Source organism: Actinokineospora pegani, assembly GCF_009745975.1.
In the GTDB taxonomy this organism is placed as follows: domain Bacteria; phylum Actinomycetota; class Actinomycetes; order Mycobacteriales; family Pseudonocardiaceae; genus Actinokineospora; species Actinokineospora pegani.
In genome coordinates this window covers 116,478-142,257 of sequence record NZ_WHOL01000063.1, presented here as the reverse complement: position 1 = coordinate 142,257, position 25,780 = coordinate 116,478, and the positions used below count along the sequence as shown (strand labels likewise).

Annotated in this window: 25 protein-coding genes; 8 read left to right on the top strand and 17 right to left on the bottom strand. The window is 74.0% G+C overall.

All coding sequences use genetic code 11. The features are described 5' to 3' along the window. Positions 1 to 82 precede the first annotated feature (82 nt). Complete coding sequence (locus tag GCL84_RS08525) at positions 83 to 859, top strand: cutinase family protein (RefSeq protein ID WP_156754830.1); 777 nt, start codon at positions 83 to 85, stop codon at positions 857 to 859. Between the two features lie 48 nt (positions 860 to 907). On the opposite strand, the gene dapC is transcribed toward GCL84_RS08525, so the two are convergent. Further along, positions 908 to 1,993 carry a succinyldiaminopimelate transaminase gene (gene dapC, locus GCL84_RS08520; protein ID WP_156754829.1) on the bottom strand — a complete coding sequence of 362 codons (1,086 nt, stop codon included), beginning with the start codon at positions 1,991 to 1,993 and terminating at the stop codon, positions 908 to 910. Further along, positions 1,990 to 2,310, bottom strand: coding sequence for a ferredoxin (fdxA, locus tag GCL84_RS08515; protein ID WP_156754828.1), 321 nt, complete (start codon positions 2,308 to 2,310; stop codon positions 1,990 to 1,992). The genes dapC and fdxA overlap by 4 nt, the downstream gene beginning before the upstream one ends. A 133-nt stretch (positions 2,311 to 2,443) precedes the next feature. Between fdxA and GCL84_RS08510 the strand changes: the two genes are divergently transcribed. Further along, the gene (locus tag GCL84_RS08510) at positions 2,444 to 3,163 is read left to right on the top strand and encodes a GNAT family N-acetyltransferase (RefSeq protein WP_235926084.1); all 720 of its coding nucleotides are present in this window, start codon (positions 2,444 to 2,446) and stop codon (positions 3,161 to 3,163) included. Here the strand turns inward: GCL84_RS08510 and GCL84_RS08505 are convergent. The 5 genes from GCL84_RS08505 to typA form a co-directional block, all read right to left on the bottom strand. Further along, a complete protein-coding gene (locus GCL84_RS08505) occupies positions 3,145 to 3,981 on the bottom strand; it encodes a hypothetical protein (RefSeq protein ID WP_156754826.1) in 837 nt (278 codons plus the stop codon). The two genes, GCL84_RS08510 and GCL84_RS08505, sit on opposite strands and share 19 nt — an antisense overlap. Positions 3,982 to 3,984: 3 nt before the next feature. Next, positions 3,985 to 4,410: a hypothetical protein gene (locus tag GCL84_RS08500; protein WP_156754825.1), complete on the bottom strand. Its 426-nt coding sequence runs from the start codon at positions 4,408 to 4,410 to the stop codon at positions 3,985 to 3,987. Continuing rightward, complete coding sequence (gene mshB / locus GCL84_RS08495; protein ID WP_156754824.1) at positions 4,407 to 5,291, bottom strand: N-acetyl-1-D-myo-inositol-2-amino-2-deoxy-alpha-D-glucopyranoside deacetylase; 885 nt, start codon at positions 5,289 to 5,291, stop codon at positions 4,407 to 4,409. Before mshB ends, GCL84_RS08500 begins: the two co-directional genes overlap by 4 nt. A gap of 71 nt (positions 5,292 to 5,362) precedes the next feature. Next, the gene (locus GCL84_RS08490) at positions 5,363 to 7,063 is read right to left on the bottom strand and encodes an ABC transporter family substrate-binding protein (RefSeq protein WP_235926083.1); all 1,701 of its coding nucleotides are present in this window, start codon (positions 7,061 to 7,063) and stop codon (positions 5,363 to 5,365) included. A gap of 121 nt (positions 7,064 to 7,184) precedes the next feature. Next, a complete protein-coding gene (typA, locus tag GCL84_RS08485) occupies positions 7,185 to 9,083 on the bottom strand; it encodes a translational GTPase TypA (RefSeq protein WP_156754823.1) in 1,899 nt (632 codons plus the stop codon). 210 nt (positions 9,084 to 9,293) lie between these two features. On the opposite strand from typA, the gene GCL84_RS08480 reads away from it, so the two are divergent. After that, on the top strand, positions 9,294 to 9,479 hold the full coding sequence (locus tag GCL84_RS08480; protein WP_156754822.1) for a hypothetical protein: 186 nt from the start codon (positions 9,294 to 9,296) through the stop codon (positions 9,477 to 9,479). Positions 9,480 to 9,642: 163 nt separating this feature from the next. Beyond that, positions 9,643 to 10,608: a tryptophan--tRNA ligase gene (trpS, locus tag GCL84_RS08475; RefSeq protein ID WP_156754821.1), complete on the top strand. Its 966-nt coding sequence runs from the start codon at positions 9,643 to 9,645 to the stop codon at positions 10,606 to 10,608. Positions 10,609 to 10,631: 23 nt separating this feature from the next. On the opposite strand, the gene GCL84_RS08470 is transcribed toward trpS, so the two are convergent. The 4 genes from GCL84_RS08470 to GCL84_RS08455 are packed head-to-tail and all read right to left on the bottom strand — an operon-like array spanning position 10,632 to position 13,388. Continuing rightward, positions 10,632 to 11,006, bottom strand: a complete 375-nt coding sequence (locus tag GCL84_RS08470) for a (deoxy)nucleoside triphosphate pyrophosphohydrolase (protein ID WP_156754820.1) — start codon at positions 11,004 to 11,006, stop codon at positions 10,632 to 10,634. Further along, positions 11,003 to 11,353, bottom strand: a complete 351-nt coding sequence (locus tag GCL84_RS08465) for a hypothetical protein (protein ID WP_156754819.1) — start codon at positions 11,351 to 11,353, stop codon at positions 11,003 to 11,005. The genes GCL84_RS08470 and GCL84_RS08465 overlap by 4 nt, the downstream gene beginning before the upstream one ends. Continuing rightward, entirely contained in the window at positions 11,338 to 12,663 is a 1,326-nt protein-coding gene (locus GCL84_RS08460; protein ID WP_156754818.1) for a sensor histidine kinase, read from the bottom strand. The genes GCL84_RS08465 and GCL84_RS08460 overlap by 16 nt, the downstream gene beginning before the upstream one ends. Next, entirely contained in the window at positions 12,660 to 13,388 is a 729-nt protein-coding gene (locus GCL84_RS08455) for a response regulator transcription factor (protein WP_197523100.1), read from the bottom strand. The genes GCL84_RS08460 and GCL84_RS08455 overlap by 4 nt, the downstream gene beginning before the upstream one ends. A gap of 155 nt (positions 13,389 to 13,543) precedes the next feature. Here GCL84_RS08455 and GCL84_RS08450 point away from each other — a divergent pair, with 155 nt between their 5' ends. Genes GCL84_RS08450 through GCL84_RS08440 form a run of 3 tightly spaced genes read left to right on the top strand, consistent with a single transcriptional unit; the run spans position 13,544 to position 16,502 of the window. Then, a complete protein-coding gene (locus GCL84_RS08450) occupies positions 13,544 to 14,629 on the top strand; it encodes a LolA family protein (RefSeq protein ID WP_156754817.1) in 1,086 nt (361 codons plus the stop codon). 23 nt (positions 14,630 to 14,652) lie between these two features. After that, a complete protein-coding gene (locus GCL84_RS08445) occupies positions 14,653 to 15,630 on the top strand; it encodes an ABC transporter ATP-binding protein (RefSeq protein ID WP_235926082.1) in 978 nt (325 codons plus the stop codon). After that, positions 15,627 to 16,502, top strand: coding sequence for an ABC transporter permease subunit (locus GCL84_RS08440; protein ID WP_156754815.1), 876 nt, complete (start codon positions 15,627 to 15,629; stop codon positions 16,500 to 16,502). Before GCL84_RS08445 ends, GCL84_RS08440 begins: the two co-directional genes overlap by 4 nt. Positions 16,503 to 16,506: 4 nt before the next feature. Here the strand turns inward: GCL84_RS08440 and GCL84_RS08435 are convergent, their stop codons facing one another. Genes GCL84_RS08435 through GCL84_RS08425 form a run of 3 tightly spaced genes read right to left on the bottom strand, consistent with a single transcriptional unit; the run spans position 16,507 to position 20,074 of the window. Further along, positions 16,507 to 17,484, bottom strand: coding sequence for an ABC transporter ATP-binding protein (locus tag GCL84_RS08435; protein WP_407924377.1), 978 nt, complete (start codon positions 17,482 to 17,484; stop codon positions 16,507 to 16,509). Beyond that, positions 17,481 to 19,082, bottom strand: coding sequence for an ABC transporter permease (locus tag GCL84_RS08430; protein ID WP_235926081.1), 1,602 nt, complete (start codon positions 19,080 to 19,082; stop codon positions 17,481 to 17,483). The genes GCL84_RS08435 and GCL84_RS08430 overlap by 4 nt, the downstream gene beginning before the upstream one ends. Continuing rightward, entirely contained in the window at positions 19,058 to 20,074 is a 1,017-nt protein-coding gene (locus GCL84_RS08425) for a thiamine ABC transporter substrate-binding protein (RefSeq protein WP_156754813.1), read from the bottom strand. The genes GCL84_RS08430 and GCL84_RS08425 overlap by 25 nt, the downstream gene beginning before the upstream one ends. 164 nt (positions 20,075 to 20,238) lie before the next feature. Here GCL84_RS08425 and GCL84_RS08420 point away from each other — a divergent pair, with 164 nt between their 5' ends. Next, complete coding sequence (locus GCL84_RS08420; protein WP_156754812.1) at positions 20,239 to 20,532, top strand: 4a-hydroxytetrahydrobiopterin dehydratase; 294 nt, start codon at positions 20,239 to 20,241, stop codon at positions 20,530 to 20,532. Positions 20,533 to 20,548: 16 nt separating this feature from the next. On the opposite strand, the gene GCL84_RS08415 is transcribed toward GCL84_RS08420, so the two are convergent. The 3 genes from GCL84_RS08415 to GCL84_RS08405 form a co-directional block, all read right to left on the bottom strand. Next, positions 20,549 to 20,902 (bottom strand): hypothetical protein, encoded by a 354-nt coding sequence (locus GCL84_RS08415; RefSeq protein WP_156754811.1) that lies wholly within the window; start codon positions 20,900 to 20,902, stop codon positions 20,549 to 20,551. 40 nt (positions 20,903 to 20,942) lie between these two features. Beyond that, positions 20,943 to 22,388 (bottom strand): AlkA N-terminal domain-containing protein, encoded by a 1,446-nt coding sequence (locus GCL84_RS08410; RefSeq protein ID WP_156754810.1) that lies wholly within the window; start codon positions 22,386 to 22,388, stop codon positions 20,943 to 20,945. A gap of 154 nt (positions 22,389 to 22,542) precedes the next feature. Beyond that, positions 22,543 to 25,764 carry a S8 family serine peptidase gene (locus GCL84_RS08405; protein ID WP_156754809.1) on the bottom strand — a complete coding sequence of 1,074 codons (3,222 nt, stop codon included), beginning with the start codon at positions 25,762 to 25,764 and terminating at the stop codon, positions 22,543 to 22,545. Positions 25,765 to 25,780 lie beyond the last annotated feature (16 nt).

The following is a 25,780-nucleotide window of genomic DNA, read 5'->3' as shown; positions in this document are numbered from 1 at the left end:
TTTTAGTCACCCCACCCGTATTGCCCCGGGTTTTCTTCGCCGACTATTGCCGCCCTCTGGGTACCGGAGTATTTCTAAGTTTATGAGGCTCGTGCAGGCGTTGGGCGCCGTCCTGGTCGCGGGAGCGCTGCTGTTCACCATCACCCCGTCCGGGACAGCGGCGCCCACGGGCACGTTCTGCAAGCCGCTGCACGTCTACGCGGTGCGCGGCAGCGAGGAGGCCGGCCCCTACGGCAAGCAGATCGGGCCGATCGTCGACGAGCTGCAGCGGCTGCGCCCCGGGCAGGTCAGCGCCCAGGGCAACGGCTACCCGGCCGTGGTGTGGGAGCTGAGCTGGGGCCGCCCCGACCTGGTGCACACCTACGCCGAGAGCGTCCGCGACGGCGTGCGCCGGATGCGCTCGGACCTGGCCGCGCTCAAGTCGTACTGCCCGCGGAGCAAGATCGCGGTGATCGGCTACTCCCAGGGCTCGGACGTCGTGCGCCGCGCCCTGGCGGACGAAGCGCCCGATCCCCGGGTGCGGGTGCAGTTGCTGGCCGACCCCAACTTCACCAGCAACGACCTCAACCTGCCGATGGTCAACGAGGTGCACCAGATCATCGACGGGGTGGCCGGCCTGGCTCGGGGGATCAACCACCTGTACTTCGGCTTCTTCCCGGAGAACCCGATCGCGCTCAGCAAGATCCCGCCGTTCCCCCGGGGGTGGAGCGCGCTGTCGATCTGCTGGCGGAAGGACCCGGCGTGCGGGGGTGGGCTGGGCGGGTTGCCGTTCCGGTGGGGTGACGCTGGAGCGCACACGGAGTACCACCACCTGGCGTCGGACCTGGCCCGGGACATCCTGTGGTGGTCCAACCTCTGATGGTGCCCACAGGAGCGGAATCTTTGCTTTGGCGGCTCGTTGGGCCTGCTACCCCGCCAGGCGGGTAGCGGCGGCGGCGATCCGCTCGTCCGTCGCGGTGAGGGCGACGCGGACGTGGTTGGCGCCCTTGGGGCCGTAGAAGGTGCCCGGGGCGACGAGGATGCCCAGGGAAGCCAGCCAGGACACGGTGTCGTCGGCGGCTTCGTCGCGGGTGGACCAGAGGTACAGGCCCGCCTCGGAGTGCTCGATGGTGAAGCCCGCCCGCTCCAGGGCGGGCCGGAGCACCTCGCGGCGGGCGCGGAAGCGGGCCTTCTGCTCGGCCACGTGCGCGTCGTCGGCCAGGGCCGCGGTCATGGCCGACTGCACGGGGTGGGGGACGATCATGCCCGCGTGCTTGCGGACCTCGAGCAGGCCCTTGACCAGTGCCGGGTCGCCGGTGACGAAACCGGCGCGGTAGCCGGCCAGGCTCGAGGACTTCGACAGCGAGTGCACGGCCAGCAGGCCCGTGTGGTCGCCGTCGGAGATCGAGGGGTGCAGGAGCGAGATCGGCTCGGTCTCCCAGCCCAGGGCCAGGTAGCACTCGTCGGACACCACCGGGACCGACCGGGACCTGGCCCAGGACACGACCTTGCGCAGGTGCTCGACCGGCAGCACCCGGCCGGTGGGGTTCGACGGGGAGTTCAGCCAGATCAGCGCGGGCCGCTCCGGGCCCAGGGCGGTCAGGCCGTCGGAGCGCAGCACGCGCGCGCCCGCCAGCCGGGCGCCGACGTCGTAGGTCGGGTAGGCCAGCTCGGGGACGACGACGACGCCGTCCCGGCAGCCGAGCAGGGTCGGCAGCCAGGCCACCAGCTCCTTGGAGCCGATGGTCGGCAGCACCGCCGACGGGTCGACGGTCACCCCGTGCCTGCGCGCGAGCGCGCCCGCGGCCGCCTCGCGCAGGGCGGGCGTGCCGTGGGTCGTGGGGTACCCCGGGATGTGCGACGCCGAGGTGAGGGCGTCCTGGACCACCTGGGGAACGTGGTCGACCGGTGTGCCGACCGACAGGTCGACCACGCCGTCCGGGTGCGTCCGGGCCCGTGCGGCGTGGTCGGCCAGTGAGTCCCAGGGGAAGTCCGGGAGTTCGGGGAAGCTCACTCGCCCCGGGGCTCGAGGGCCTTGATCCAGTCGGGGTCGGCGGAGGTCTTGCCCGTCTTCGAGGCGCCGCCGGGGGAACCGAGGTCGTCGAAGAAGTCGACGTTGGCCTTGGTGTAGGCCGACCACTGGTCCGGCACGTCGTCCTCGTAGTAGATGGCCTCGACGGGGCACACCGGCTCGCAGGCACCGCAGTCGACGCACTCGTCGGGGTGGATGTAGAGCATCCGGTCGCCCTCGTAGATGCAGTCGACCGGGCACTCCTCGATGCACGCCTTGTCGAGGAGGTCGACGCAGGGCTCGGCGATCACGTAGGTCACTGCGCTCTCCTGCTCCTTCGTGGTGTAGCGCGCGCACTTCGGGAGGATGCGCGACGAACGACAGTATCCCGCGCCCGGCGCGGCGGACGCACCCGGTGCCATGTAGGTCACACGTCACATGCAGACTCCGTGGGTGAGCACTGCCAACGCCCTGGAACGGGTCTGCGCGCGCGCCTGGCCACCCGTCGTGGCCCGCCCGCTGGGCGAGTGGCTGCTGCGCGCGGCGGACGGCTACACCGGCCGGGCCAACAGCGCGCTGGCCGTCGGCGACCCGGGGACGGGCCTGGCGGAGGCGTTGGCCGAGGTGGTGGCGTTCAGCCACGAGCAGGGCATCCCACCGGCCGTGCAGGCGGTGCTGGGCGGCCCGGTCGACAGCGCGCTGCCCGCGCGGGGCTGGAAGGTCAACCTCGACCACCCCAAGGGCGCGGAGGTCTCCGTCCTGACCTCACCGCTGCCGGGCGCCGCGGACACGGCCGCCGAGGTCGCCCAGACCCCGCCGCCGGGCTGGTTCGAGCTGATCACCGGCGGTGAGCCGACACCCGCGCAGCGGGCCGTGCTGACCGGCGGGACGGTCGGGTTCGCCTCGATCAGCCGCGGCGGGGAGCTGATCGGCGCGGCCAGGGGCAGCGTGGTCGACGGGCACCTGCACATCGGCGTGCTGCAGGTGCGGGCCGACCACCGCGGGAAGGGCCACGCCAAGGACCTCCTGGGCGCGCTGGACGCCTGGGCGGCGGGGCGGGGCGCGATCACCCGCGTGTTGCAGGTGGCGGTCCACAACGCGCGGGCGCTGGCGCTGTACGGCTCGCTGGGCTACACCGAGTCGCACCGGTACCGCTACTGGGTGCCTGCCTGATCGTCGAGCCAGCGGCGGCCGCGCTTGGCCACTCGCTTGAGGGCGCTGCGTTCGCCGAGGTAGTCCGCGGCCATGCCGACGACGGGCAGGACGCCGATCGCGCGGTGCCAGAGCCTGCCCTGCGGGCGCTTGTCCAGCTCGTCGCCCAGCGCCAGCAGCACCCGGCCGAAGCGCCACAGGGTGCGCGCGGCGGCCTTCACGGTGATCTTGCCGTGCGCCCGGTGCGCGGCGTCGAGGTCCTCCGTCAGCTCGGCGGTGGCGGCGTCCTCCTGCTCGTCGGTGGCGCCGTCGTCCGCACCCGCGGCCAGCGCCGGGTCGATGTCGCGCTCGAACAGCACGGCCGCGATCAGCCGCACCCGGTCGGCGTGGTCGGTGACGCCGTGCTCGGCGGCCATCGCCGAGAGCAGCAGGCCCTGGCCCGCCGCGCCGAGGGCGGACTGGATGGGCAGCCGGTCGGCCAGCGCGCCGCCGAGGCCGGGGACCGAGGCGATGAGCACGGTGAACCGGCCGACCCGGTTGACCCACCAGTCGTCGCGGTCGGCCACGGTCATGTCCGCCCACGCCGTCGTGCCCGGCACCTTGAGGCTCTCCAGGCCCTCGAGCAGCTTGGCCCGCTTGGACTTGTCCACCCCGGCCAGCTCGACGGCGCCGTCGTCGGACGGGGCGGTGTCGGCGGTGACCTCCGCCGCGGCGGGCAGGACCTTGCGGACCAGGCCGAGGGGGTCGGACTCGCGCAGCGCGCCCAGCACCGGCGCAGTGGCCCGCACGAACGGCCGCAGCACCTTGACCACGTGCTCGTCGGTGATCGCCTCAGCCACCGGTCACCGCCCCCCGGTGCTGCCCGTGCCTGTCTGGGCCGCGCGCTGCACCGCCGCCTTGGCCAGCACGTCGCCGATCTTGATCGTGGCCGGGAACGCCCCGGCGACGAGCAGCAGCAGGGTGCGCCAGTCGGCGATGACGATGAGGTCCCCGCCCGGCACGTAGACGACGAACACGAACAGCGTGGCCAGCCATGCGAACAATGGTCCGCCTGCTACGGCGGGACGCATCTTGATCTTGCTCGCCCGGGTCACCAGCCACGGCATGGTCAGGCCCGCGACGACCGCCGAGACCGGGAACGGGACGGCGCCCAGGTTCGGCAGCACCGTGCCGTCCAGGCGCAGGGGGAGGAAGAACAGCTCGTAGACGCCGAGGAGCGCGCTCAGGGCGAGCAGCCCGGTGTAGCGCAGCCGCTGCGCGCCGGTCACCGGTTCGCCCCCGCCCCGGCGGGCACCAGCCCGGCGAACAGGTCGGCCGCCGCCCCGGCGGGCCCCTTGGCCAGCACGTAGTGCTCGCGGTCGAGCACCGGCAGGGCGATGGCGTTGCTCAGCGAGTAGGCCTGCTCACCGCCGTCGCCGCGCCAGACCGAGACCTGGGTGGCGTGCGCGCGCAGCGCCCGCACCTTGGCGGGCAGGTGGTCGGCGACGTCGACCACGGTCGTGATCAGCGAGTCGTCGGTGGTCGGGAGGTCGTCCGCCCCGGGCAGCCGCCACGGCAGGCCGTCGAACCCGCGCAGCGCCTCGACGCCCTCGGCCAGCGCGGCGCCGGAGTTGACCGCGTGGAACACGCGGACCACGTCGGGGGCCCCGGACACCGCGGCGGTGGTGATGTCGTGCACGCGGATGTGGTCGGGGTGCCCGTAGCCGCCCTCGGCGCCGTAGGTGATCACGACCTGGGGTGCGACCTCGGCGATGACCTGGGCCAACTGGTCGGCCTGCTCGTCGGGGTCGCCCGCGGCGAAGGCGCGCGGGTGCAGGTCGCGCGGGACGCCCGCGGCGGCGGCGGTGCCGACCATGCCGGAGTCGCGCCAGCGGCCCATGCCCCCCAGGTAGCGGTGGTCGGAGACGCCCAGCGCGGCGCACGCGGCCCGCAGCTCGCCCACCCGGTAGCCGCCCAACTGGTCGGACTCGGCGGCGACCAGCCCGGCCAGCGACGGCGGGATGACCTCGCCCTCCTCGCCGAGCGTGCAGGTCACGACGGTCACCTGGACGCCTGCCGCGGCGTAGCGGGCGATGGTGCCGCCGGTCGTCAGGCTCTCGTCGTCGGGGTGGGCGTGGACGAGCAGGAGTCGGGGTGCAGCGGTGAGCATGTCGGGTGGGTCAGCCCTTCGGCGCACGGGTGGGCGGCGGCCCGGCGGGAGACCGCCGAGCACGCAGCAGACTACCCGCCCGCCCGGTCCCAGCCCGCCGCGCCGGCGAACGGCCCGGCGAACGGCGGCCCGGCGTCGACGCCGATCATCTCGCGGCGCTGCACGAGCGTGTCGACCTCCTGGAACAGCGGGATCGCGACCGCCTGCGCCCACAGCTCGGGCTCGATCCCGGCCAGCACGTCGGGCAGCGGCCGCTGCCCGGTGAGCGCGGCCCTCGCGGCCTCCTGCACGGACTCGTCGCACAGCCCGGAGGCGTTGGCCACCGCGGGCGCGTCGGGGTCGTCGGCGGGCTGGCAGCCGAACCGGACGGCGGGCAGCGTGGCCTGGTCGCCGCCCGCGGGCTGCGGGCCGACCACGAGGTGCACCTCCGGCTCCCGCGCGCCGGACTGCGGCCGCCCGGACAGCAGCTCGCCGTAGAGCTCCTCGCCGGAGGGCGTCACGAGCCGGGTCCGCACCCCGCCCGCGGTCAACTGCCTCTGCAGCTCCTTGGCGATGGCCAGGTACGCCTCATCGCCCTCCGGGGCGGCGAGCACCAGCTCCAGCGGGGTCTGCCCGAACGCCCAGACCCCGTCGACCTTGGCGAACCCGGCCTCGGCGAACAGCGCCTCGGCCCTGGCCGCGTCCACGCCCGCCAGCGCCCCCGCGGGCAGCGTGGGCTGGTACCCGGGCGCGCTGGGGGCCTGGACCTGGGCGTTGGCGACCTGGGTCGCCGAGGGGCCGCCGCCGGTCCCGGCCGAGATGAGCGCCTGCCGGTCGACCAGGGCGCTCAGCGCGGCGCGCACCCGCTGGTCGGCCATGGCGGCGCCGACCGGGCGCAGCAGCACGGTGGCCACCGACGGCCGGGGCACCTGGGCGATGGTGACCTCGGGCTCGAGGGCGGCCATCGCGGTGGCGCCGCGGTCGGTGAGCCTGGTCAGGGCGAGCTGGCTGTTGCCGGTGCGCAGCCCGCCGGTGATCCCGTCCAGGTCGGCGCGGCGCAGGATGATCCGGTCGAGGGTGGCCGGGGTGTCCCAGTAGCGGTCGTTGCGCTCCAGGACGACCTCACCGCGGTCGCGGTCCAGGGATCGGACGTTGAACGGGCCGCCGGAGACCGGGTAGCTCTCGCGCAGGGCGTTGGCCCAGCCGCCGGGGAGGTCCTTGAGCAGGTGCACGGGCAGCAGGTTGGCGAACAGCGACCGCCAGCCGGGGTAGGCCTGCTCGAAGGTGACCTCGACGACCCGGCCCGCCTCGCGGGCGGAGATGTTGGAGATCAGCCGGTAGCCCGCGCCGTCGACCACGCCGGGGGCCGCGCGCAACTGCTCCCACAGGTAGACGAAGTCCTCGGCGGCGATCGGGGCGCTGTCGGACCAGGACGCCTGCGGCCGCAGCCGGTAGGTGACGGTGTAGGGCTCGGCGTCGGTGACCTCGGCGGAGACCATCAGCGTGCGGTCGAGCCGGGGCGTGCCGTCCGGGCCGGGCCGGAACACCGAGGGCAGCGCGGCCTGGGCCAGCGCCGTGGTGAGGGTGGACTGGTCGGCCAGCTTGTGCGGGTTGTTGCCGCCCGCGACGCTGTCGACGGCGATGACGACCTCGCCCAGGTCGGGCTCGCTGGTCGGCGCCGTGCGGGCGATCTCGGTGGTGACCAGCGGCGGCGGCGGCGCGTTCGTGCACCCGGCCAGCGCGAGCAGCGCGGCCCCCCCGGCCAGCGCGACCCGCAACGCGGTCCTGCGCACCGCCCACCTCCCAGTCGGCCTGATCCCCCGGCCCGTGCGGTCGGGCCATGCTGCCAGACCGGGCCGGGGAGCGGTCCCCCCACCCGGGAGACGCGGCTGACCGGGTGGGGGTTCCGTGCGCCTACTTCTGGTCGCGGGCCTTGTCGCGGGAGCGCTGGCGGCCGCGGGTGGTGGCGTCCAGGATGACCTTGCGCACGCGCACGGCCTCCGGGGCGACCTCGACGCACTCGTCGTTGTTGCAGAACTCCAGCGCCTCTTCCAGGCTCAGCTTGCGCGGCCTGGCCAGCGTCTCCATGACGTCGGCGGAGGAGGAGCGCATGTTGGTGAGCTTCTTCTCCTTGGTGACGTTCACGTCGAGGTCCTCGGCGCGCGGGTTCTCGCCCACGACCATGCCCTCGTAGACCTCGGCGGTCGGCTCGACGAAGAACGTGCCGCGGTCGGCGAGCTGCAGCATCGCGTACGCGGTGACCGGGCCCTGCCGGTCGGCGACCAACGAGCCGGAGTGGCGGCTGCGGATCTCGCCCGCCCAGGGGTGGTAGCCCTCGAAGATGGCGTTGGCGATGCCGGTGCCGCGGGTCTCGGTGAGGAACGCGGTGCGGAAGCCGATCAGGCCGCGCGACGGGACGGTGAAGGTCAGGCGGATGCGGCCCGCGCCGTGCCCGGCCATGTGGTCCATGCGGCCCTTGCGGGCGGCCATGAGCTGGGTGATCGCGCCCAGGTGCTCCTCGGGGGAGTCGATCGTCAGCGTCTCGAACGGCTCGTGCAGCTTGCCGTCGATGGTGCGGGTGACGACCTCGGGCTTGCCGACGGTCAGCTCGAAGCCCTCGCGGCGCATCTGCTCGACCAGGATGGCCAGCGCCAGCTCGCCGCGGCCCTGCACCTCCCAGGCGTCGGGGCGCTCGGTGGGCAGCACGCGGACCGAGACGTTGCCGACCAGCTCGGCGTCCAAGCGGCTCTTGAGCACCCGGGCGGTGATCTTGCTGCCGCCGCTGCGGCCCGCCAGCGGCGAGGTGTTGACGCCGATGGTCATCGAGATGGCGGGCTCGTCGACGGTGAGCCGGGGCAGCGCGCCCGGGTTCTCCGGGTCGGCGAGGGTGTCGCCGATGGTGATGTCCGGGATGCCCGCGATGGCGACCAGCTCGCCCGCGGACGCCTCCTCGGCGGGGACGCGGTCGAGGGCCTCGGTGATCAGCAGCTCGGTGATGCGCACGTTCTGCTGCGAGCCGTCCTCGCGCATCCAGGCCACGGTCTGGCCCTTGCGCAGGCGGCCCGCGTGGATGCGGCAGAGCGCGATGCGGCCGAGGAAGCTGGACGCGTCGAGGTTGGTGACCAGCGCGCGCAGCGGGCTGTCGACGTCGGCGAGCGGGGCCGGGATCTTGTCCATCAGCAGGTCGAACAGCGGGTCGAGGTTCTCGCTGTCGGGCAGGCCGCCGTCCTCGGGCTGGTTCAGGCTGGCGCGGCCCGCGCGGGCGGAGGCGTAGACGACCGGCAGGTCGAGCACCGACTCGTCGACGTCGTCGACCTCGGAGGCCAGCTCGAGCAGCAGGTCGTGGGCCTCCTCGACGACCTCGCTGATGCGGGCGTCGGGGCGGTCGACCTTGTTCACCACCAGCAGCACCGGCAGCTTCGAGGCCAGCGCCTTGCGCAGCACGAAGCGGGTCTGCGGCAGCGGGCCCTCGGAGGCGTCGACGAGCAGCACGACGCCGTCGACCATGGCCAGGCCGCGCTCGACCTCGCCGCCGAAGTCGGCGTGGCCGGGGGTGTCGACGACGTTGATCACGACCGGGCCGTCGGGGGTCTGGCGGCGCACGGCGGTGTTCTTCGCCAGGATCGTGATGCCCTTCTCCCGCTCGAGTTCGCCGGAGTCCATGACCCGGTCGACGAGCTCGGCTCGGGCCTCGAACGCTCCTGACTGGCGCAGCATGGCGTCGACCAGGGTGGTCTTGCCGTGGTCGACGTGCGCGACGATGGCCACGTTGCGAAGATCGGTCCTGGTCTGGGTGCTGGTCGCTGCGGGCACGCGCGTGCTCCTGGTTCCTCATTGCGGAGTGGGAGGGCGGCCCGCAGCTGTCCGCGTTGACTGCGCTGCTCAGGTGGGGGCGCCCGGTGCAGCCTCTTCAAAGCTGCTTCTGGCCAGACCAGTCTAACTCCCGCCGCCCTGTGACCAGGACCACGCCGGGCAAAGGCCGGGCTAACCTAGCCTGAACCGGTCGGGACGGGGGGTGTTCGCGTGGGCAAGAAGGGCAAGTCGGCCAAGAAGGCCGCGCGGCGCGCCGACACCCCGGCGGAAGCGGTGAAGCTGCTGATGAAGGCCGGGAAGGTCAAGCAGAAGTGCTGCCGCTCCAAACCCCGGTGCAAGAAGTGCCCGCTGGTGGCGCTCAAGCGGGCCAAGTCCGGTTTCGCCAAGGCCGCGTGAGCGGCTACCCTCACAGCGTGACCTCGCGCACCGGCATGTGGTGGGCCGCCTCCAGGCGGCCCTGACCTGTCGGTGCGTTGTACACATCCAGGCCGCCCCTCCCGGGCGGCCTGTCGGCTTTTCGGGGCCGGGGGCGGCATGTCCTGACCGAGGAGTCCCCGCGATGACGCGCCTGTCCGCCATCACCCCGTCCGACCGCGCCCAGTTGGGCAACCACCTCGGCGCGACCCGCCGCTGGGCCCGCGAGGGCTCGCCGGACGACCTGTACTTCGTCAGCGACCTGCACGCGATGACGGTCGCCTACAACCCGGTGCGGCTGCGCGCCCGCACCAACGAGATGCTGGCGGTCCTGCTGGCCACGGGCATCGCGCCGGAGGCGGTGTTCGTGCAGAGCGCCCTGGTCCGCGAGCTGGGCGCCCTCACCTGGGTCCTGGAGTGCACCTGCTCGTTCGGCGAGGCCAGCCGGATGACCCAGTTCAAGCAGAAGGCCGACGGCCAGTCGGTGGTGCGGCTGGGCCTGCTGACCTACCCGGTCCTGATGGCCGCCGACATCCTGCTGCAGGGCGCCGACGAGGTCCCGGTCGGCGACGACCAGGCCCAGCACGTCGAACTGGCCCGCGACCTCGCCCGCCGCTTCAACACCACCCACGGCGAGGTCTTCACCGTCCCGAGGGCGGTGACCCCGGCGACCGGCGCGCGCATCCGCGACCTGGCCGACCCGACCCGCAAGATGTCCAAGTCCAACCCCGACGCGGCGGGCACGGTCTTCGTCCTCGACGAACCGGACCTCATCGTCCGCAAGGTCCGCCGGGCGCAGACCGACAACCTCGCGCGGGTCCGCTACGCGCCGGACGAGCAGCCCGGGGTGTCGAACCTGCTGGAGGTCCTGGCCGCCTGCCGGGGCACCTCGCCGCGGGCGGAGGCGGAGAGCTTCACCGCCTACGGGCCGTTGAAGGACGCCGTGGCCGAGGCCGTCGTCGAGGAGTTGGCGCCGGTGCGGACCCGGGCCAGGGAGATCCTGACGGACCCGGCCGAGCTGGACGCCGTCCGCAAGGCCGGGGCGGACCGGGCGGCCGAGCGCGCCGCCCACCGCCTGGCGTCGGCGCTGCGCGTGGCGGGGATCGGCTGAACCCTGGTGCGGTGCGGGTCCCCCTACCCCAGGAGGGCCCGCACCTCGTCCAGGAAGTCGAGGTCGGCGGGCAGCCAGTCCACCGCCGCCAGCTCGTCGGACGACAACCACCGCACGGCGGTGTGCTCCACCGCCTCGGGCTCCCCCTCGACGGCGACTCCCGCGTAGAGCCGCAACTCCCTGCCACTGGGCAGGAGCACGGTCTTGACGAAGTCGCCCACCCGCACCACACAGCCCAGTTCCTCGGCGCACTCCCGGACCAGGGCGTCCACATCGGACTCGCCTGCCTCCACGCGCCCGCCGGGGAACTCCCACTTCCCCGCGGCCTCAGCGGGGAAAGCCCGCTGCTGGGCCAGGACGAGCCCGTCGCGCACCAGCGCCACCGCCACGACAGTCATCCCGCCACTTCCGACCGGTAGTGGAACCGGGCGGCCTCAACGAAGCCCGCCGCGTTGCCCAGTTCGACCTGCGAGCACATGCCGTCCGCGCACTCGACCGCCACCCGGCGCACGCCCGCGGGCGTCTCAGCGACCGAGACGACCACGTGCGCGGTCCCACCCGCGATCCCGCCCAGGAGGCGCTCGCGGGCGGGCCGGTCATGGCCGGTGGCCGCCTGCCACGCGGAGAGCTGTTCGGCCCCGGGCTCCTCGACGGCGGCCCGGCCGCCCACGCGGACCGCGTGTTCGACGGGCTGCGCGTGCTCGGCCTGTTCCCACAGGTCGCGGACGCTCACCGCACCGCCCACCAGGACACCTGGAACCGCGCCCCGCCCTCCGGCGACTCCCCCACCCGCACGACTCCCCCCCGCCTGCGCACCACCTCGGCCACCAGCGCCAACCCCAGCCCCGTCCCGCCGGAGCTGCGCGCCCGGTCATCCTGCACCCGGTAGAAGCGGTCGAACACCTTGGCCCGGTGCTCCTCGGCGATCCCGTGGCCGTCGTCGTCCACGACCACCCTGACCACCCGGCCGACCCGCAGGACGGTCAGCACGACCTGGGCCCTGGCGTGCCGGACGGCGTTGCGCAGGAGGTTGTCCAGGACCAGGTCGACCTCGGAGGGCGCGGCGTGCACCGAGCACGACGACGGCGGCTGGTGCACGACGATCCGGGGGCCGTCCTCCACCCGGCAGCGGGTGGCGGCGTCGGCGGCGGCGACGCCGAGGTCCACCGACGTGGCGCGGGGCAGCTCGCCCGCGTCCGAGCGGGCCAGCGTGAGCAGGCCGTCGACCAGGGCGGAGAGCCTGCGCGACTCGGCGGCGACGTCGGCGAGGACCTCCTGGGACAGCGACGGGTCCGGGTGCTCGACGGCGACCTCGGCCTGCACGCGGATGGAGGCCACCGGGGAGCGCAGCTCGTGCGCGGCGTCGCCGGTGAAGCGGCGCAGCCGGTCGGCGGCCTCGTCGCGGCGGGCCAGCAGGTCGTTGAGCGCCCCGGCCAGGGCGTGCAGCTCGGTCGCCTCGGGCAGGGGCAAGCGCTTGCCGGGGGCCAGGGCGGCGGCGGCGGTGCGCAGCCTGCCCACCGGGCGCATCGCCGAGCGGACCGCGAACCAGGTGGCGGCGGCCGCGGCGGCGACGGCGATCCCGGCGGCGACGAGCAGCCAGCGCAGCGCGGCGCCCTGCGCCGGGTAGAACCCGACCAGGCCGGTGCCGACGACGACCACGCGCTGCGCGCCGTCCGGGGCCGTGGCCACCGTCCCCAGCCAGCGGGTCGGCGGGGAGTCCTCCAGGCGCGACACCGGCAGCGCGGCCTTGACCCGGCGCAGGTCGGCCGCCGACAGCAGCGGCGGCGGGCCGCCGTCGACCGCCGTGCCCGCGGTGTCGAGGACGCGGGTCTGGAAGTTCGGCGACGCCGGGACGACCGGGTCCCCCGCGCTGACCGCGGCGACGGCGGAGGACAGCGCGGGCGCCAGTTCGTCGTCGGCCGAGGACACCAGCAGCGAGCCGATCAAGCGGCTGCTCAGCAGGGCCAGCCCGACCAGCACCACCGCGGTCACCGCCGTGGCCAGCAAGGTGATGCGGCGGCGCAGGCTGCGGCGGCGCCGGGTCCGACGACTCACCGCGGGCGCGGCGGGTCGATCGCGGCGTCGATGTCGGCGGTCGAGGCCAGGTACCCGTGGCCGCGCACGGTGCGCACGATGCCGTCGGCGCCCGCGGCGTCGAGCTTGCGGCGCAGGTAGCCCACGTAGACCTCGACGGCGTTGCGGGTGGCGGCCTGCTCGTCGCCCCAGACCGCCCGCAGCAGCTCGTCCTTGGTCACGACCGACCCGGCGCGCCCGGCCAGCGCGTCGAGCACCGCGAACTCGCGCGGGCTCAGCGCCACCGGCTCGTCGTCGAAGGTGACCTCGCGGGTGCCCCGGTCGACCACCAGCGATCCCAGCCGCAGCCTGCGGCCGGGGCCGTCCTCGGCCCCGCGCCGCAGCACCGCCCTGACCTGGGCGACCAGCACGACGAAGGAGAACGGCTTCACCAGGTAGCCGTCCGCGCCCAGGTCGAGCCCGTCGGCCTGGTCGACCTCGCCGTCCTTGGCCGAGACCAGCAGCACCGGGGTGCGCACGCCCTCGCCGCGCAGCCGCTCCAGCACCCGGTAGCCGGACAGGCCGGGCAGCATGATGTCGAGCAGGATCACGTCGAACGCGCCGGTCAGGGCCATGCGCAGGGCGTTGGGGCCGTCCGCGGCCACCATCACGTCCATGCCCTCGGCGGTGAGACCGCGTTGCAGGGCGCGGCGCACCCCCAGTTCGTCGTCGACCACCAGCACCCGAGGCTTCACGGGTGCCATCATGGCGGCTGGCCGGGGTTCGGCGCGCGCACTCTCAGCCGACTCTCAGCAGCCGGGGCGCTCTCAGCGCCATCTCAGCGTCGGTGGAGCACTGTCATCGGTGCGGGGAGGAACCCTCCTCGAACAGGGAGAGAAAGCCCGAACAGGGAGTGAGAGCGATGAACAGGAAGAGGACGGCGCTTTCCGCGGCGGCGGCGGGGACGACCGCGGGCGTGGTCGGGCTGGTCTTGATCGCCGCCCCGGCAGGCGCCGACACCACACCGCCCGCGCTGCCGGAGACCACCGCCGAGTCGTTGGTCGCGTCGGTGCTGACCACCGACGTCCCCGCGCTGTCGGGGACCGTGGCGGTGTCCAGCGACCTGGGCCTGCCGATCCCCGGCCTGCCGACCGGGGACGAGGCCGCGCGGATCTACACCGACGGCGAGGGCAAGGCCCGGGTGTCGCTGATCGAGGGCGACGGCGAGAAGACGCTGGTCGCCGATGGCGCCACCACCTGGCTGTGGAGCTCGGCCGACAAGTCGGTCGTGAAGTACACCGGTGGGGCGCGGGACAAGGCGGGCGAGGAGCAGCGGCTGACCGACCCGGCGGCCGCCGCCCGCGAGTTCGTCACGGCGATGGGGGACGAGTCGACGCTGTCGGTCGACGGCACCGCCCGCGTGGCCGACCGCCCCGTCTACCAGCTCGTGGTGACCCCGAAGCCGTCCGAGCGCACGCTGCTGCGCGAGGTGCGCATCTCGGTCGACTCCGAGACCCGGGTGCCGCTGCGCCTGGAGGTGCTGGCCAACGGCAGCGCCGCCCCGGCGCTGAGCCTGGGCTTCACCGAGTTCACCCCCGGCGCGCAGGACGCCTCGCTGTTCACCTTCACCCCGCCCGCGGGCGCGAAGGTCACCGACGGCAACGCCGAGGTGGGCAAGCACGAGCCCACCGAGCAGCAGAAGCAGGACCTGCTCAACGCCATCAAGCCGAAGGTCGTCGGCTCGGGTTGGGACACCGTCTACGTCGGCACGGTCCCGGCGGACCTGCTCGAGTCCGAGGTGACCACCGAGGACAAGGGTGGCCGCGAGGGCGGCAAGACCACCGGGCTCGACCTGGTCAAGCAGTTCGGGCAGCCGGTGAGCGGCGCGTTCGGCACCGGCACCGTCATCACCACCAAGGTCGGCACGGCCCTGGTGACCGACGACGGCCAGGTCGCCGTCGGCGCGGTCCCGCAGCAGGTGCTCGTCGACGCCCTCGGCCAGAAGTGACCGGGACCCCCGGGCAGGAAGGGGTGGCCGCGGCGGACGCCGCGGCCACCCCGCTCGCCGCCCGCACGCGTGGTCTGCGCAAGGTCTACCGGGGCACCGTCGCGGTGGACAACGTGGACCTCGACGTGCCCACGGGCGCGGTGATGGGGATGCTCGGCCCCAACGGCTCCGGCAAGACCACGACCATCCGCATGCTCCTGGGCCTGGTCACCCCGACCAGGGGCGAGATCGAGCTGCTCGGCCACGCGCTGCCCGACGGCGCCGCGCGGGCGCTGCCCGAGGTGGGCGCGCTGGTCGAGGGACCGGGCTTCCACCCGTTCCTGTCCGGCACGGAGAACCTGCTGCGCGTCGCGGCCGCCGAGCCGCACCTGACCGGCGCGGGCACCCCCGCCGCCGTGCGGGCGGCGGTGGAGCGGGTCGGCCTCGCGCACGCGGCCAACCGCCGCTACCGGGGGTACTCGCTCGGCATGAAGCAGCGGCTCGGCCTGGCCGCCGCGCTGCTGGTGCCGCGCAGGCTGGTCGTGCTCGACGAGCCGACCAACGGCCTGGACCCGGCGGGCACCAGGGAGATCCGCTCGATCATGGCCGACCTGCACGCCGAGGGGACGACCGTGGTCGTGTCCTCGCACCTGCTGGCCGAGGTCGAGGCGACCTGCACGCACGTGGCCGTGCTCAACCAGGGCACCGTCGTGGCCCAGGGCGACCTGCGCGACCTGCTCGACGCGGGCACCGCCTCCCTGCTGGTGTCCACGCCCGAGGTCGAGTCCGCTGTGGACGCCCTGCGCGACAGCCGCATCCCGGCCCGCTCGACCGCCGAGGGCATCCGGGTCGACCTGACCGCCACCACCGCGCCCGAGGTCGTGGCGACGCTGGTCCGCGCGGGCGTGCCGGTGCACGAGGTCCGCAGGCAGCGCACCGGCCTGGAGGACCTGTTCGCCCGGCTGACCACCGCCGCCGACCCCGACATGGACGACCTGCTCGTACCCCAGGAGACCCGATGACCACCGCCGTCGTGGACCGGGCGGTCCAACGCCCGACCGCCACCCGCGCCCCGCTGGGCAGGCTGCTGCGCTCGGAGCTGCGCCTGGTCCTGCGCCGCCCCCGAACCCTGGTCGTGCTGGGCCTGCTGGCCCTGGTCCCGGTCGTGGCGGGCGTCGGCATCGCCATCGCCGCCGACTCCGGGGCGCTCGGCGCCGAGGGCCCCAACGGCGGCGGCATGGCGAGCCTGGTCGAGGGCAACGGCCTGCTGCTGCCGGTCTTCAGCCTCGTCATCGCGATGACCATGCTGCTGCCCCTGGTCGGCGCCATGCTCTCGGCCGACGCGCTGGCGGGCGAGGCGGCCAACGGCACCCTGCGCGGCCTGCTGGTCGCCCCGGTCGGCCGCGCGCGCCTGCTGGCGGTCAAGGCGTTCGGCGTCGCCGCGGTGACCCTGCTCGCCGTGCTGCTGATGACCGTCACCGGCACCGTCGCGGGCGTCGTCCTGCTCGGCGGCGACGGGATGCTCACCATCTCCGGCACCACGCTGCCCTTCGGCGCGGGCCTGGGCCGGGTGCTGCTGTTCGCCGCCCTGGTCACCTTCCAGGTGTGGGCCCTGGCCGCGGTGGCGCTGGCCGTGTCCGCCATGACCGAGCACCCGCTGGTGGTCGTCGCGGTGGCGCTGGGCCTGGTGATCGTCTCGGGCGTGCTCAACGCCATCCCCGCGCTGGACTGGCTCACCCCCGCCCTCATCACCACGAGCTGGGGCGACCTGCCCGACGTCATCAGCGACCCGATGCCCACCGGCAACCTCGTCGAGGGCGTGCTGCGCGGCGGCTGCTACCTGGTCATCGGCTACTCCCTGGCCCTGTCCCGGATGCTCACCCGCGACGGCTGAGCGCTCACCCCACCGGCACCACGCCGGACTCGTCGAGGCGCAGCGACACCGAGTCGCCCACCCTGGGCGCCTCGGCGATCCCGGCCACGGCGTCGACCTGCCCCAGCCCCACCGTCGCGACCACCAGCCGGACGTGGTCGCGGCGGTGCACGGCCGCCGTCACCTCGCCCGCGACCGGGCCGTCGGCGGCCACCCGCAGCGCGGACTCGCGCAGACCGACCTGCCCCGCCCACGGCACCCCGCCGAAGGCGGCCAGCTCGCCCGCGTCCAGCACGCGCCCGCAGCCAAGGAACCGGGCGGTCTCGGCGTCGACCGGCCGCCCCCACACCTCGCCCGGCGCGCCGACCTGGCGGATGACCCCGCCGCGCATCAGCGCGACCCGGTCGGCCAGCGTGAACGCCTCGTCGTGGTCGTGGGTGACCACCAGCGCCGTCGTCCCGGACAGCCGCAGCACCCTGGCCAGGTCGACGGCCAGGTGCTCGCGCAGCGCACGGTCCAAAGCGGACAGTGGCTCGTCCAGCAGCAGCAAGCGGGGCCGGGGGGCCAGCGCCCGCGCCAACGCCACCCGCTGCCGCTCTCCCCCCGACAGCTCCCCCACGCGCCGGGAGGCGTAGCCCGCCAGGCCGACCAGCTCCAGCAGCTCCGCCACGCGGGCGACCCGGGCCGCCTTGCCCACGCCCGCCATCCGCAGCCCGAAGGCGATGTTGCCCGCCACGTCCCGGTGCGGGAAGAGCTGCCCGTCCTGGAACACCAGGCCGAACCCGCGCCGGTGGACCGGGACCTTGGCCAGGTCCGCCCCGTCCCACCGCACCGCCCCCGAGCACTCCTGCAACCCGGCCACCGCGCGCAGCAGCGTCGACTTGCCGCAGCCGGAGGGACCCAGCAGCGCCAGCACCTCGCCGTCCGCGACCATGAGGTCCACATCGGACACGGCGGTCACCGATCCGTAGTGGACCGACAAGCCCTCGACGCCCAGCATCAGAACTCACCCACTCCCGGCACGCGCAACCGCTCGACGGCGATCGCGACCACCACGGTCACCAGCATCAGCAAGGTGCAGGCCGCGTAGGCCATCTGGTTGTTGAGCTCCCCCGGGCGCGCCACGAGCCGACCGATGACCACCGGCAGGGTCGCCGCGTCCGGGCGGGCCAGGAAGCTCGTCGCGCCGAACTCGCCCAGCGCCACCACGTAGCCGAACGCCGCCGAGGCCACCAGGGACCGGCCAGCCAGCGGGATGTCGACCTCGCGCCACACCCGCCACGGGCCCGCGCCCAGCGCCGCGGCAGCCTGCCGGAGGCGGTCGTCGACCGAGCGCAGCACCGGGAGCAGGGTCCGCACCACCAGCGGCGTCACGACGAGCGCCTGCGCCAGCGGCACCAGCACCGGCGAGGTGCGCAGGTCGCCCGGCAGCGCGTCCAGGGTGATCAGGTAGCCGAACCCGACCGTCACCGCCGAGACGCCCAGCGGCAGCATCAGCGCGGTGTCGACGCCCTCGACGAACCCCGGGCGCAGACCGGAGCGCCCCAGCAGCACCAGCGCGACGGACGCCAACACCCCCAGCACCATGGCCAACAGCGTCGCGTCGGTCGCGGCGCGCAGCGAGTTCACCGCCGCTTCGACCCCCGTGACCTGCAACGACCCCCGGTAGCCGGTGGTGTTCAGCGCCGCGTAGCCCGCGAACCCGCCGGAGAACGACCGGACCACCAGCGCCACGACCGGCACCGCCAACGCGGCGAGCACGCCGTAGGCCAGCGCGACCGCCACCCACTCCCCGCGCTCCGGCCGCCGCGCCACCTCGGCCCGGCCGCGCAACTCCTGGGCGCCCTCCCTGCGGCGGCGGGCGATCGCCCCCGCGACCAGCACCGCCACCACCGCGAGGAACTGCAACAACGACAACGCCGCCGCGCCCGAGAGGTCCAGCAACTCGACCGTGCGCAGGTAGATCTCGGTCTCCAGGGTCCGGTACCGGGCCCCGCCGAGCAGCAGCACCACGCCGAAGCTGGTGGCGCAGAACAGGAAGACCACCGCGGCGGCCGAGCCGATCGCCGGGGTGAGCGCGGGCAGGGTCACCGAGGTGAACGCGCGCAGCCGGGTCGCGCCCAGCGCCCGCGCGGCGTCCTCGGCCCGGCGGTCGAGGTGCGCCCACAGCCCGCCGACGGTCCTGGCCACCACGGCGACGTTGAAGAACGCGTTGGCCAGCACGATCGCCAGCACCCCGCCGTCGGGCATCAGCGACCGGAACGCCAGCCCCACCACGACCGTCGGCAGCACGAACGGCACCAGCACCGCCGCCCGGACCAGCGCCGCCCCCGGCAGCCGCACCCTGGCCAGCAGGAACGCCACCGGCAGCCCGGCCAGCACCGCGACCACCGTCGCCGCGGCGGCCTGGCCCAGCGTGAACCCGACCAGCCCCCACGTGCCCGCCTCGGACCAGACCGCGGCGAGCCCGCCCTCGACCACGCCCAGCCGCACGATCGCGGCCACCGGCCAGAGGAAGAAGACGGCGAGGAAGCCCAGCGGGACGGCGGCGAACAGCAGCGGCCCCGCGGCCCTCCTCAGCCCTGGACGGCGGAGCGCCACTGCTCGATCCACCGCTGCCGGTTGGCCGAGATGTCGGCGGCGGGCAGGGTCGCGGGGTTCTGCGGCAGCGGGGCGGCGACCGCCCACGACTCGGGCAGCGCCACGCCCTCGCGGGACGGGTAGACGTACATCTTGTCGGCGACGGTCTCCTGGAAGTCCTCCGACAGCAGGAAGTCGACGACCTCGCCCGCGTCCTCGGGGTTCTTGGCCCCGTTGAGCACGCCCGCGTACTCGACCTGGCGGAAGCAGGTGTCCAGCAGCGCGGTCGTGCGCGGGGTGCCGTCGTCGCCCACCTCGGCGGACGGGGAGGACGCGTAGGAGACGACGATCGGGCGCGGGCCCTTGCCCGACGAGCCGGAGAACTCCTGGGTGTAGGCCTCCTCCCAGCCGCTGACGACCTTGACGCCGTTGGCCTTGAGCTGGGCCCAGTACCCCTGCCAGCCCTGCTCGCCGAAGTGCGCCACGGTGCCGAGCAGGAACGCCAGCCCGGGCGAGGACGTCGCCGGGTCCTCGACGACCAGCTTGTCCTTGAACCGCGGGTCGGCGAGGTCCTCGAACGTCCTGGGCGGGTCGGCGAGCGCGTTGTCGACGTTGACGCAGACGTCTCCCACGTCCACCGCGCTGAGCCTGCCGCTGTCGTCCACGGCGTAGCGCTGCTGGCCCTTGTCGGACTCGGGCCCCCGGTGCTCGGCGAAGACCCCCTCGTCGAGCGCGCGGGAGGCGAAGGTGTTGTCGACCCCGAACGCCACGTCGCCGAGCGGATTGGCCTTGGTCAACACCAGTTGGTTGGTCAACGCCCCCGCGTCGCCGCTGGACCGGACCTCCACGGTGATCCCGGACCGCTCCCGGAACCGGTCGAGCACCGACTGGTCGACGGCGAAGGAGTCGTGCGTGACCAGCACGACCTTCCGCTCCCCAGCGGTCTCCCCACCCGAGCCGACCGAGCACCCCGCCACCAGGGCGAGTGCGACAAGTGGGATGAACCGACGCATAACGGGCCTCCTGGGACGGGTGCGCACCACGAGGCCCTCCCTGCGCAGGCATGACCCTGATCAGGTAGACGGTCGAGGGCTCGTGCCCTCCTCTCAGCCCGGCCATTACCGGACTCCCGTGGCGGAACCGAGCGTACGCCGCCGCGGTGGGCCACCATGGACCCATGCCCCAGATCCTGAGCGAACAAGACCTCGGCAAGGCCCTCGGCGCCCTCTCGACCTGGAGGCTCCAGGACGGGGCCCTGGTCCGCGAGGCCGAACTCCCGTCGTTCCCCCAGGCCATCCAGGTGGTCAACCGGGTCGCGGAGATCGCGGAGAGCGCCGATCACCACCCGGACATCGACATCCGGTGGCGCACGGTGACTTTTCGGCTCATGACCCACTCCGAGGACGGCATCACCGAGCTCGACACCACGCTGGCCACCGAGATCGACGGGGTGCTCGACGCCCTGGGCTGACCCGCCGGGCAGGACCTCAGTCCCGGACGAGGGCGCGGTCGGCGTCGGCTATCTCGTCGGGGACCTTGACGCCCAGGAGTTCCAGTTTGCGCCAGGCGGCGTCGCGGACCGCGTCGTCGAACAGTGGGCGGTAGGCGGGCAGGAGGGTGGCCAGCTCGACGCTCAGGGAGAGGTTGCCCGTCTCCGCGAGGCGCCAGAGGCCGTAGGAGGGGGCGGGGTCGAGGATCAGGCGCCGGGTGGCGCCCACCGCGCCGTAGTCCGCGACCATGGCGGTGAAGACGTTGGCCGGGTGGCCCAGGGCCTGCAACGCGGCGATGTGGCGGCGCACGTGCAGCTCGAAGTTCGCCACCACCTGCTCATCGGTCTCCATGTAGGAGGAATCGAGACTTTCTCGTCTCCGTTACGCGACCCTACGGCTCCGGGACGACGCGGGCTGAGGTGCGCCACAGGTGCATCCCCGCGTACGACCGCCACGGGCTCCACGCCCGCCCCCGCTCCGCCAGGTCGTCCGCGCCGCGCGGCACGACGTCGTTGGGCGGCAGGATGTCCGGCTCCCCCAGCAGCCGCATCACCACGTACCCGGCGGTCGAGGCCCCGACCCCGGGGTAGGACCGCAACCGGGACCGCAACGCCTCCGGGTCCACCCCCACGTGCAGCTCCAGCTCCCCCGACGCGATCGCCGCGCACACCATCCGGATCGCGTCCACGCGCCGAGTCGGCCCCGCCAGCACCTCCCCGCCCCGCTCAGCCACCGCCGCCGCCGACGGGAACAACGTCGTCAGCTCGCCGTCCCGCGCGGGCAGGGACTCCCCCACCGCCTCGGTGAGCCGACGCGCCGCCGCACGAGCCGCGGGCACCGTCAACTGCTGGCCCAGGAGCGCCCGCAGGACCGTCTCGGTGCCGTCGACGCTGCCGGGCACCCGGATGCCGGGGACGGCCGCCACCGACGGGGCCAGGCCGGGGTCCGCGGCCAGCACGCGGTCGATGGCCGCCGGGTCGGCGTCGAGGTCGAACAGCCTGCGCAGCCGGGCGACGGCGGTGCCCAGGTCGCGCAGGTCGGCCAGGCGTAGGGCGCACTCGACGTGGGTGCCCGCCGGGCGCAGGTGGGCGGTCGCCGGGCCGTGCGGCAGGCGCAGGGTGCGGGAGTAGCGGCCGGGGTGGGCGGCCTCGACGCCGGGGATGGCGCGGGAGCCCAGGAAGGCCAGGATGCCCGCCGCGTCGAAGGGGGTGCGGACGGGCAGGCGGAGGGTGACGCGGCCGGGGGTGGTGGGGACCCGTCTTCGGCTCCCCCCGCGGGAGGCCGCGGTGCGCAGCTCCGACGGGGTCGCGGCGAACACGGCGCGGACGGTGTCGTTGAACTGGCGGACGCTGGCGAAGCCCGCGGCGAAGGCCACGTCGGACACGCTCAGCGAGGTGGTCTCGATGAGCAGCCGGGCCAGGTGGGCGCGCTGGGCGCGGGCCAGGGCCAGCGGGCCCGCGCCCAGCTCGGCGGTGAGCACCCTGGTCAGGTGCCGCTCCGAGTAGCCGACGCGGCGGGCAAGGCCGGGCACGCCCTCGCGCTCGATGACGCCGTCGAGGATCAGCCGCATGGCGCGCCCGGCCAGGTCGCCGCGGGTGTTCCACTCCGGGGAGCCGGGGATGACGTCGGGCAGGCAGCGCAGGCACGCCCGGTAGCCCTGCTGCTGCGCCGCGGCCGAGGTCGGGAAGAACTCCGCCGAGCGCCGCCGCGCGGCCGCCGCCGGGCACGAGGGCGCGCAGTAGACCCCCGTCGTGCGGACGGCCAGGACGAGCCTGCCGTCGAAGCGCGTGTCGCGGACGGCGGCGGCGCGGTGGGCCAGCTCCGGGTCGATCAACACCGGACCATGCTGCCGGCGGCGGGCCCCCCGGTCTGGCGAGAAACAGACATGTGCCTCGCTTTCCCGGGACGAGAACGGGGACCCGCCGGTCAGGCGGGTCCCCGTTGTCACTCGCACTCAGGTGGTCAAACCCGTGCGGCCCTCACCCGCGCGGTCAGGAGACCGCCTGGACGACGACGTCGCCGGAGCCGACGAGCACACCGGTGTCGGTGCGCACCTCGACGTTGCCGAGCAGGACGCGACCGGCCGCGGGCGCCGCGTTCGCGGTCACCGCGCCCGACACCGTCCACGACGCGTTGGCGGCGCGCAGGGCGTCCGCGTCGGTCACCGCGACCGAGCCGAAGGCCGGGTTGGTGAACACGTCCAGGTAGTCGAACTGCGTGGTGCCCGCGGGCACCGAGTAGCCGTCCACCAGGGCGATGTAGGTGCCCGCCGCCGGGTTGGCGATGGTCACCTCCTCCTCGGAGTCGCCGTCCGCCGCCTGCCCGACGAGCACGCAGCTCGGGGCGCAGCGGAACACGGCGAGGTCGAGGTCGGCGCCGAGGTCGCTGGTGGCGCCGATCTTGACCCGCAGCGAGGTCGAGCCCGCGGTCACCGGGATCTGGTACTGCTGGCTCTCACCGTCGCCGATCGTCAGCCGGGCCTGCTTGGCGCTGCCCAGGTCGGTGCCGCTCGCCTTGCCGGTGAAGGGACCGAACAGGTTCTTCAGGGTGTAGGAGCGGGCCACCGGGACGCCCGCGGCCGCCGAGGCGATCGTGTCCGGGTTGGGGGACACGGTCGCGCCGAGCACCGAGGCGGTCAGCGTGAACGGGGCGGTCGCCGCGTCGGACGTGCGGCGGGCCTCCACCACGACCTCCCACACGCCGGGCTGCGGGTTGGTCACCGTCCGGCTGGTGGGGCTGCCCGCGTCGCAGGACGCGACGGCGGGGGTGTAGCAGTTGAGCGAGCTGTTGGACTCGGTGCCGACGCCGTAGGGGTGGAAGCGCAGGAAGCGCAACTGGCCCGCGCCGGGGGTGTCGCCACCGCCCTGCATGTCCACCTTGAACGCCGGGGTGTTCGGGCCGACCCGGTAGAAGAACGACTGGGTCTCGTTGCGCCCGAGCTGCCCGCCCTTGCGGATGGTGTAGGCGTTGGCCGCCGTGAAGTCCTCCGCCGCGACGACCGTGTTGAGGGTCTGCGCGTCGATGGCGGCGGTCAGCGGGCTGTCCAGGTTCAGGATCGCGGAGTGGATGCCCGCGGCCCCCGGCTTGACCGTGACCGGGAACTTCACCGCGCTGTTGAGCGGCAGCGTCACCTTCTTGGCCGAGGTGAACGTGCCGTCGTTGCCCACCCACGAGACCTTGTAGGTCACCGGCGCGGCCGACCCGGTGGTGCGGGTGAAGGTGTAGGTGCGGGTGTAGGTGTCGCCCGCACGCACGCCCTCGCGGTCGTTGATGCCGACGCCGACGCCCGGGGTCTTGAGGAACTGCGACAGCGCGGTGTTGACCGGCACCGAGGTGGTGATCGCGGTCTGGCTCGGGTTCTTCTTCAGCAGCGTCCAGGCCTTCTTGACGTCGATCAGGCCGTTGCCCTGCTCGTAGGCGCCGAGGGTGTTGATGAACCGGGACGTCGAGTAGAACGCGTCGCGGATCTGCGCGGCGGTGTGCGGCACGTTCTTCGCCTTGGCCGCGCTCACCAGCAGCGCCGCGGCGCCCGCGGCCTGCGGGGAGGCCATCGAGGTGCCGTTGAACTGCGCGTAGCCGGGCGGCAGGGCGTAGGTGCCCGCCACCGGCTGGCCCTCCTGCCAGGTCGGCACGGTGGAGATCGCCGAGCCGGGGGCGACGACGTTGGGCTTGAAGCCGCCGTCCTCGCGCGGGCCGCGCGAGGAGAAGCCGTGCAGGGACTCGGAGACGCCCAGGTCGGAGCCGTAGTTGCGCTGCCAGGTCTCCTTGGTGATGTAGGAGCCGACGGAGACGACCTTGCTGGCCACCGACGGGTCGCCCACGGTGTTCGAGCCCGCGCCGGAGTTGCCCGCGGAGATGAACATCTGCACGTCGTAGGTGTCGATCAGCCGGTCGTAGAGCTCAGCGCGCGCGTTGTTGGCGTCGTTGAGCGCGGGCAGGCCGCCGATCGACATGTTGATGACGTCGACGTTGGCCACCGAGGCGGCGTAGATCATGCCCTCGAGCAGGGCGTGGTTGGTGCAGCCGGTGATCCACAGGCAGACCCGGACCGAGACCAGGTTCGCGCCGGGGGCCGCGCCGTTCATGGTGCCGCCGAAGAGCCGGTTGCCCGCGACGATGCCCGCCACGTGCGAGCCGTGCGCGCCGGAGACGATGCCGATGTTGACCGAGTTGGTCGACGGGCTCGTCTGCACGACGAACGGCACGTGCTCCTTCACCGGGGTGTCGGCGTTGTCGGTGCCGAAGTAGCCGATGTCGTGCTTGACCTTGTAGTCGGTCATCGGCTTCTCGTCGTCGAACGCGCCGTCCTGGTCGAGGTCGACCCAGACGGCGCCGGTGCCGACGTTCCACACCACGCCGAAGGTGCCCTTGGACCCGGCGGGGTTGCCGTCGCGGTTGACGTCGCTGCCCATCTCGCCGCCCAGGCGCGGGTCGCGCTCGTCGAACGTCCCGACGCGCAGGTCGCCGGTCTCGTTCGGCAGGCCGACGGCGGCGCCCGTGGTCTTCGTGGTCATCAGCAGCCACGTCGGGTCGTCGTCGTTGTTGGTGGTGCCGGTGAAGCCGGGGTCGGTGTGGGTGACCCAGTCGGTGATCTTGCGCTCGCCGGTGCTGGTGGTGTTCAGCGACGGGTGGTCGAGGTCCACGCCGGAGTCGACGATGGCCACGGTGGTGCCGCGGCCGTCCCAGGTCGGGTGGTCGTTGACGAACTGGGCCGCGTTGATGTCCCCGGTGGGCATGTACGGGTTGACCCGCGGGGTGGACGGGCCCGGCGCGGGCTGCGGCGACGGGTCGACCGCGCCCGCGGGGGCCGGGTCGGGCAGCGGGATGTTCTCGTCGAGGTCGAGCGCGCTGACCCCGGGCAGGGCGGCGATCTTCTTGACCTGGTCGACGGGGACCTCGGCGCGCACGTAGCCGATGTCGTCCTTGCGGTACTCGACCTTGGCGCCCGCCCTGGACAGCTCGTCGACCTTGGCCGCCGCGTCACCCTGCTCGGCGGTGCTGATCAGCACCTTGACGGTCTTGCGGCCTGCCTGCCTGGCCTTGTTCAGCAGGTCCAGGTCGTGCTTGCCGATGCCGGGCCCGTCCTCGGCCGGGGCCGACGACGGCGCCGCGGACGCGGCCGGACCGGTGACGAGCATCGCGCTCGCCAGCGCCGACGTCAGCGCGACACCTGCGGCGATGCGACTGCGTCGTCGCCATTCGGGTCGAATCATCCCACGTCCTTCTTCC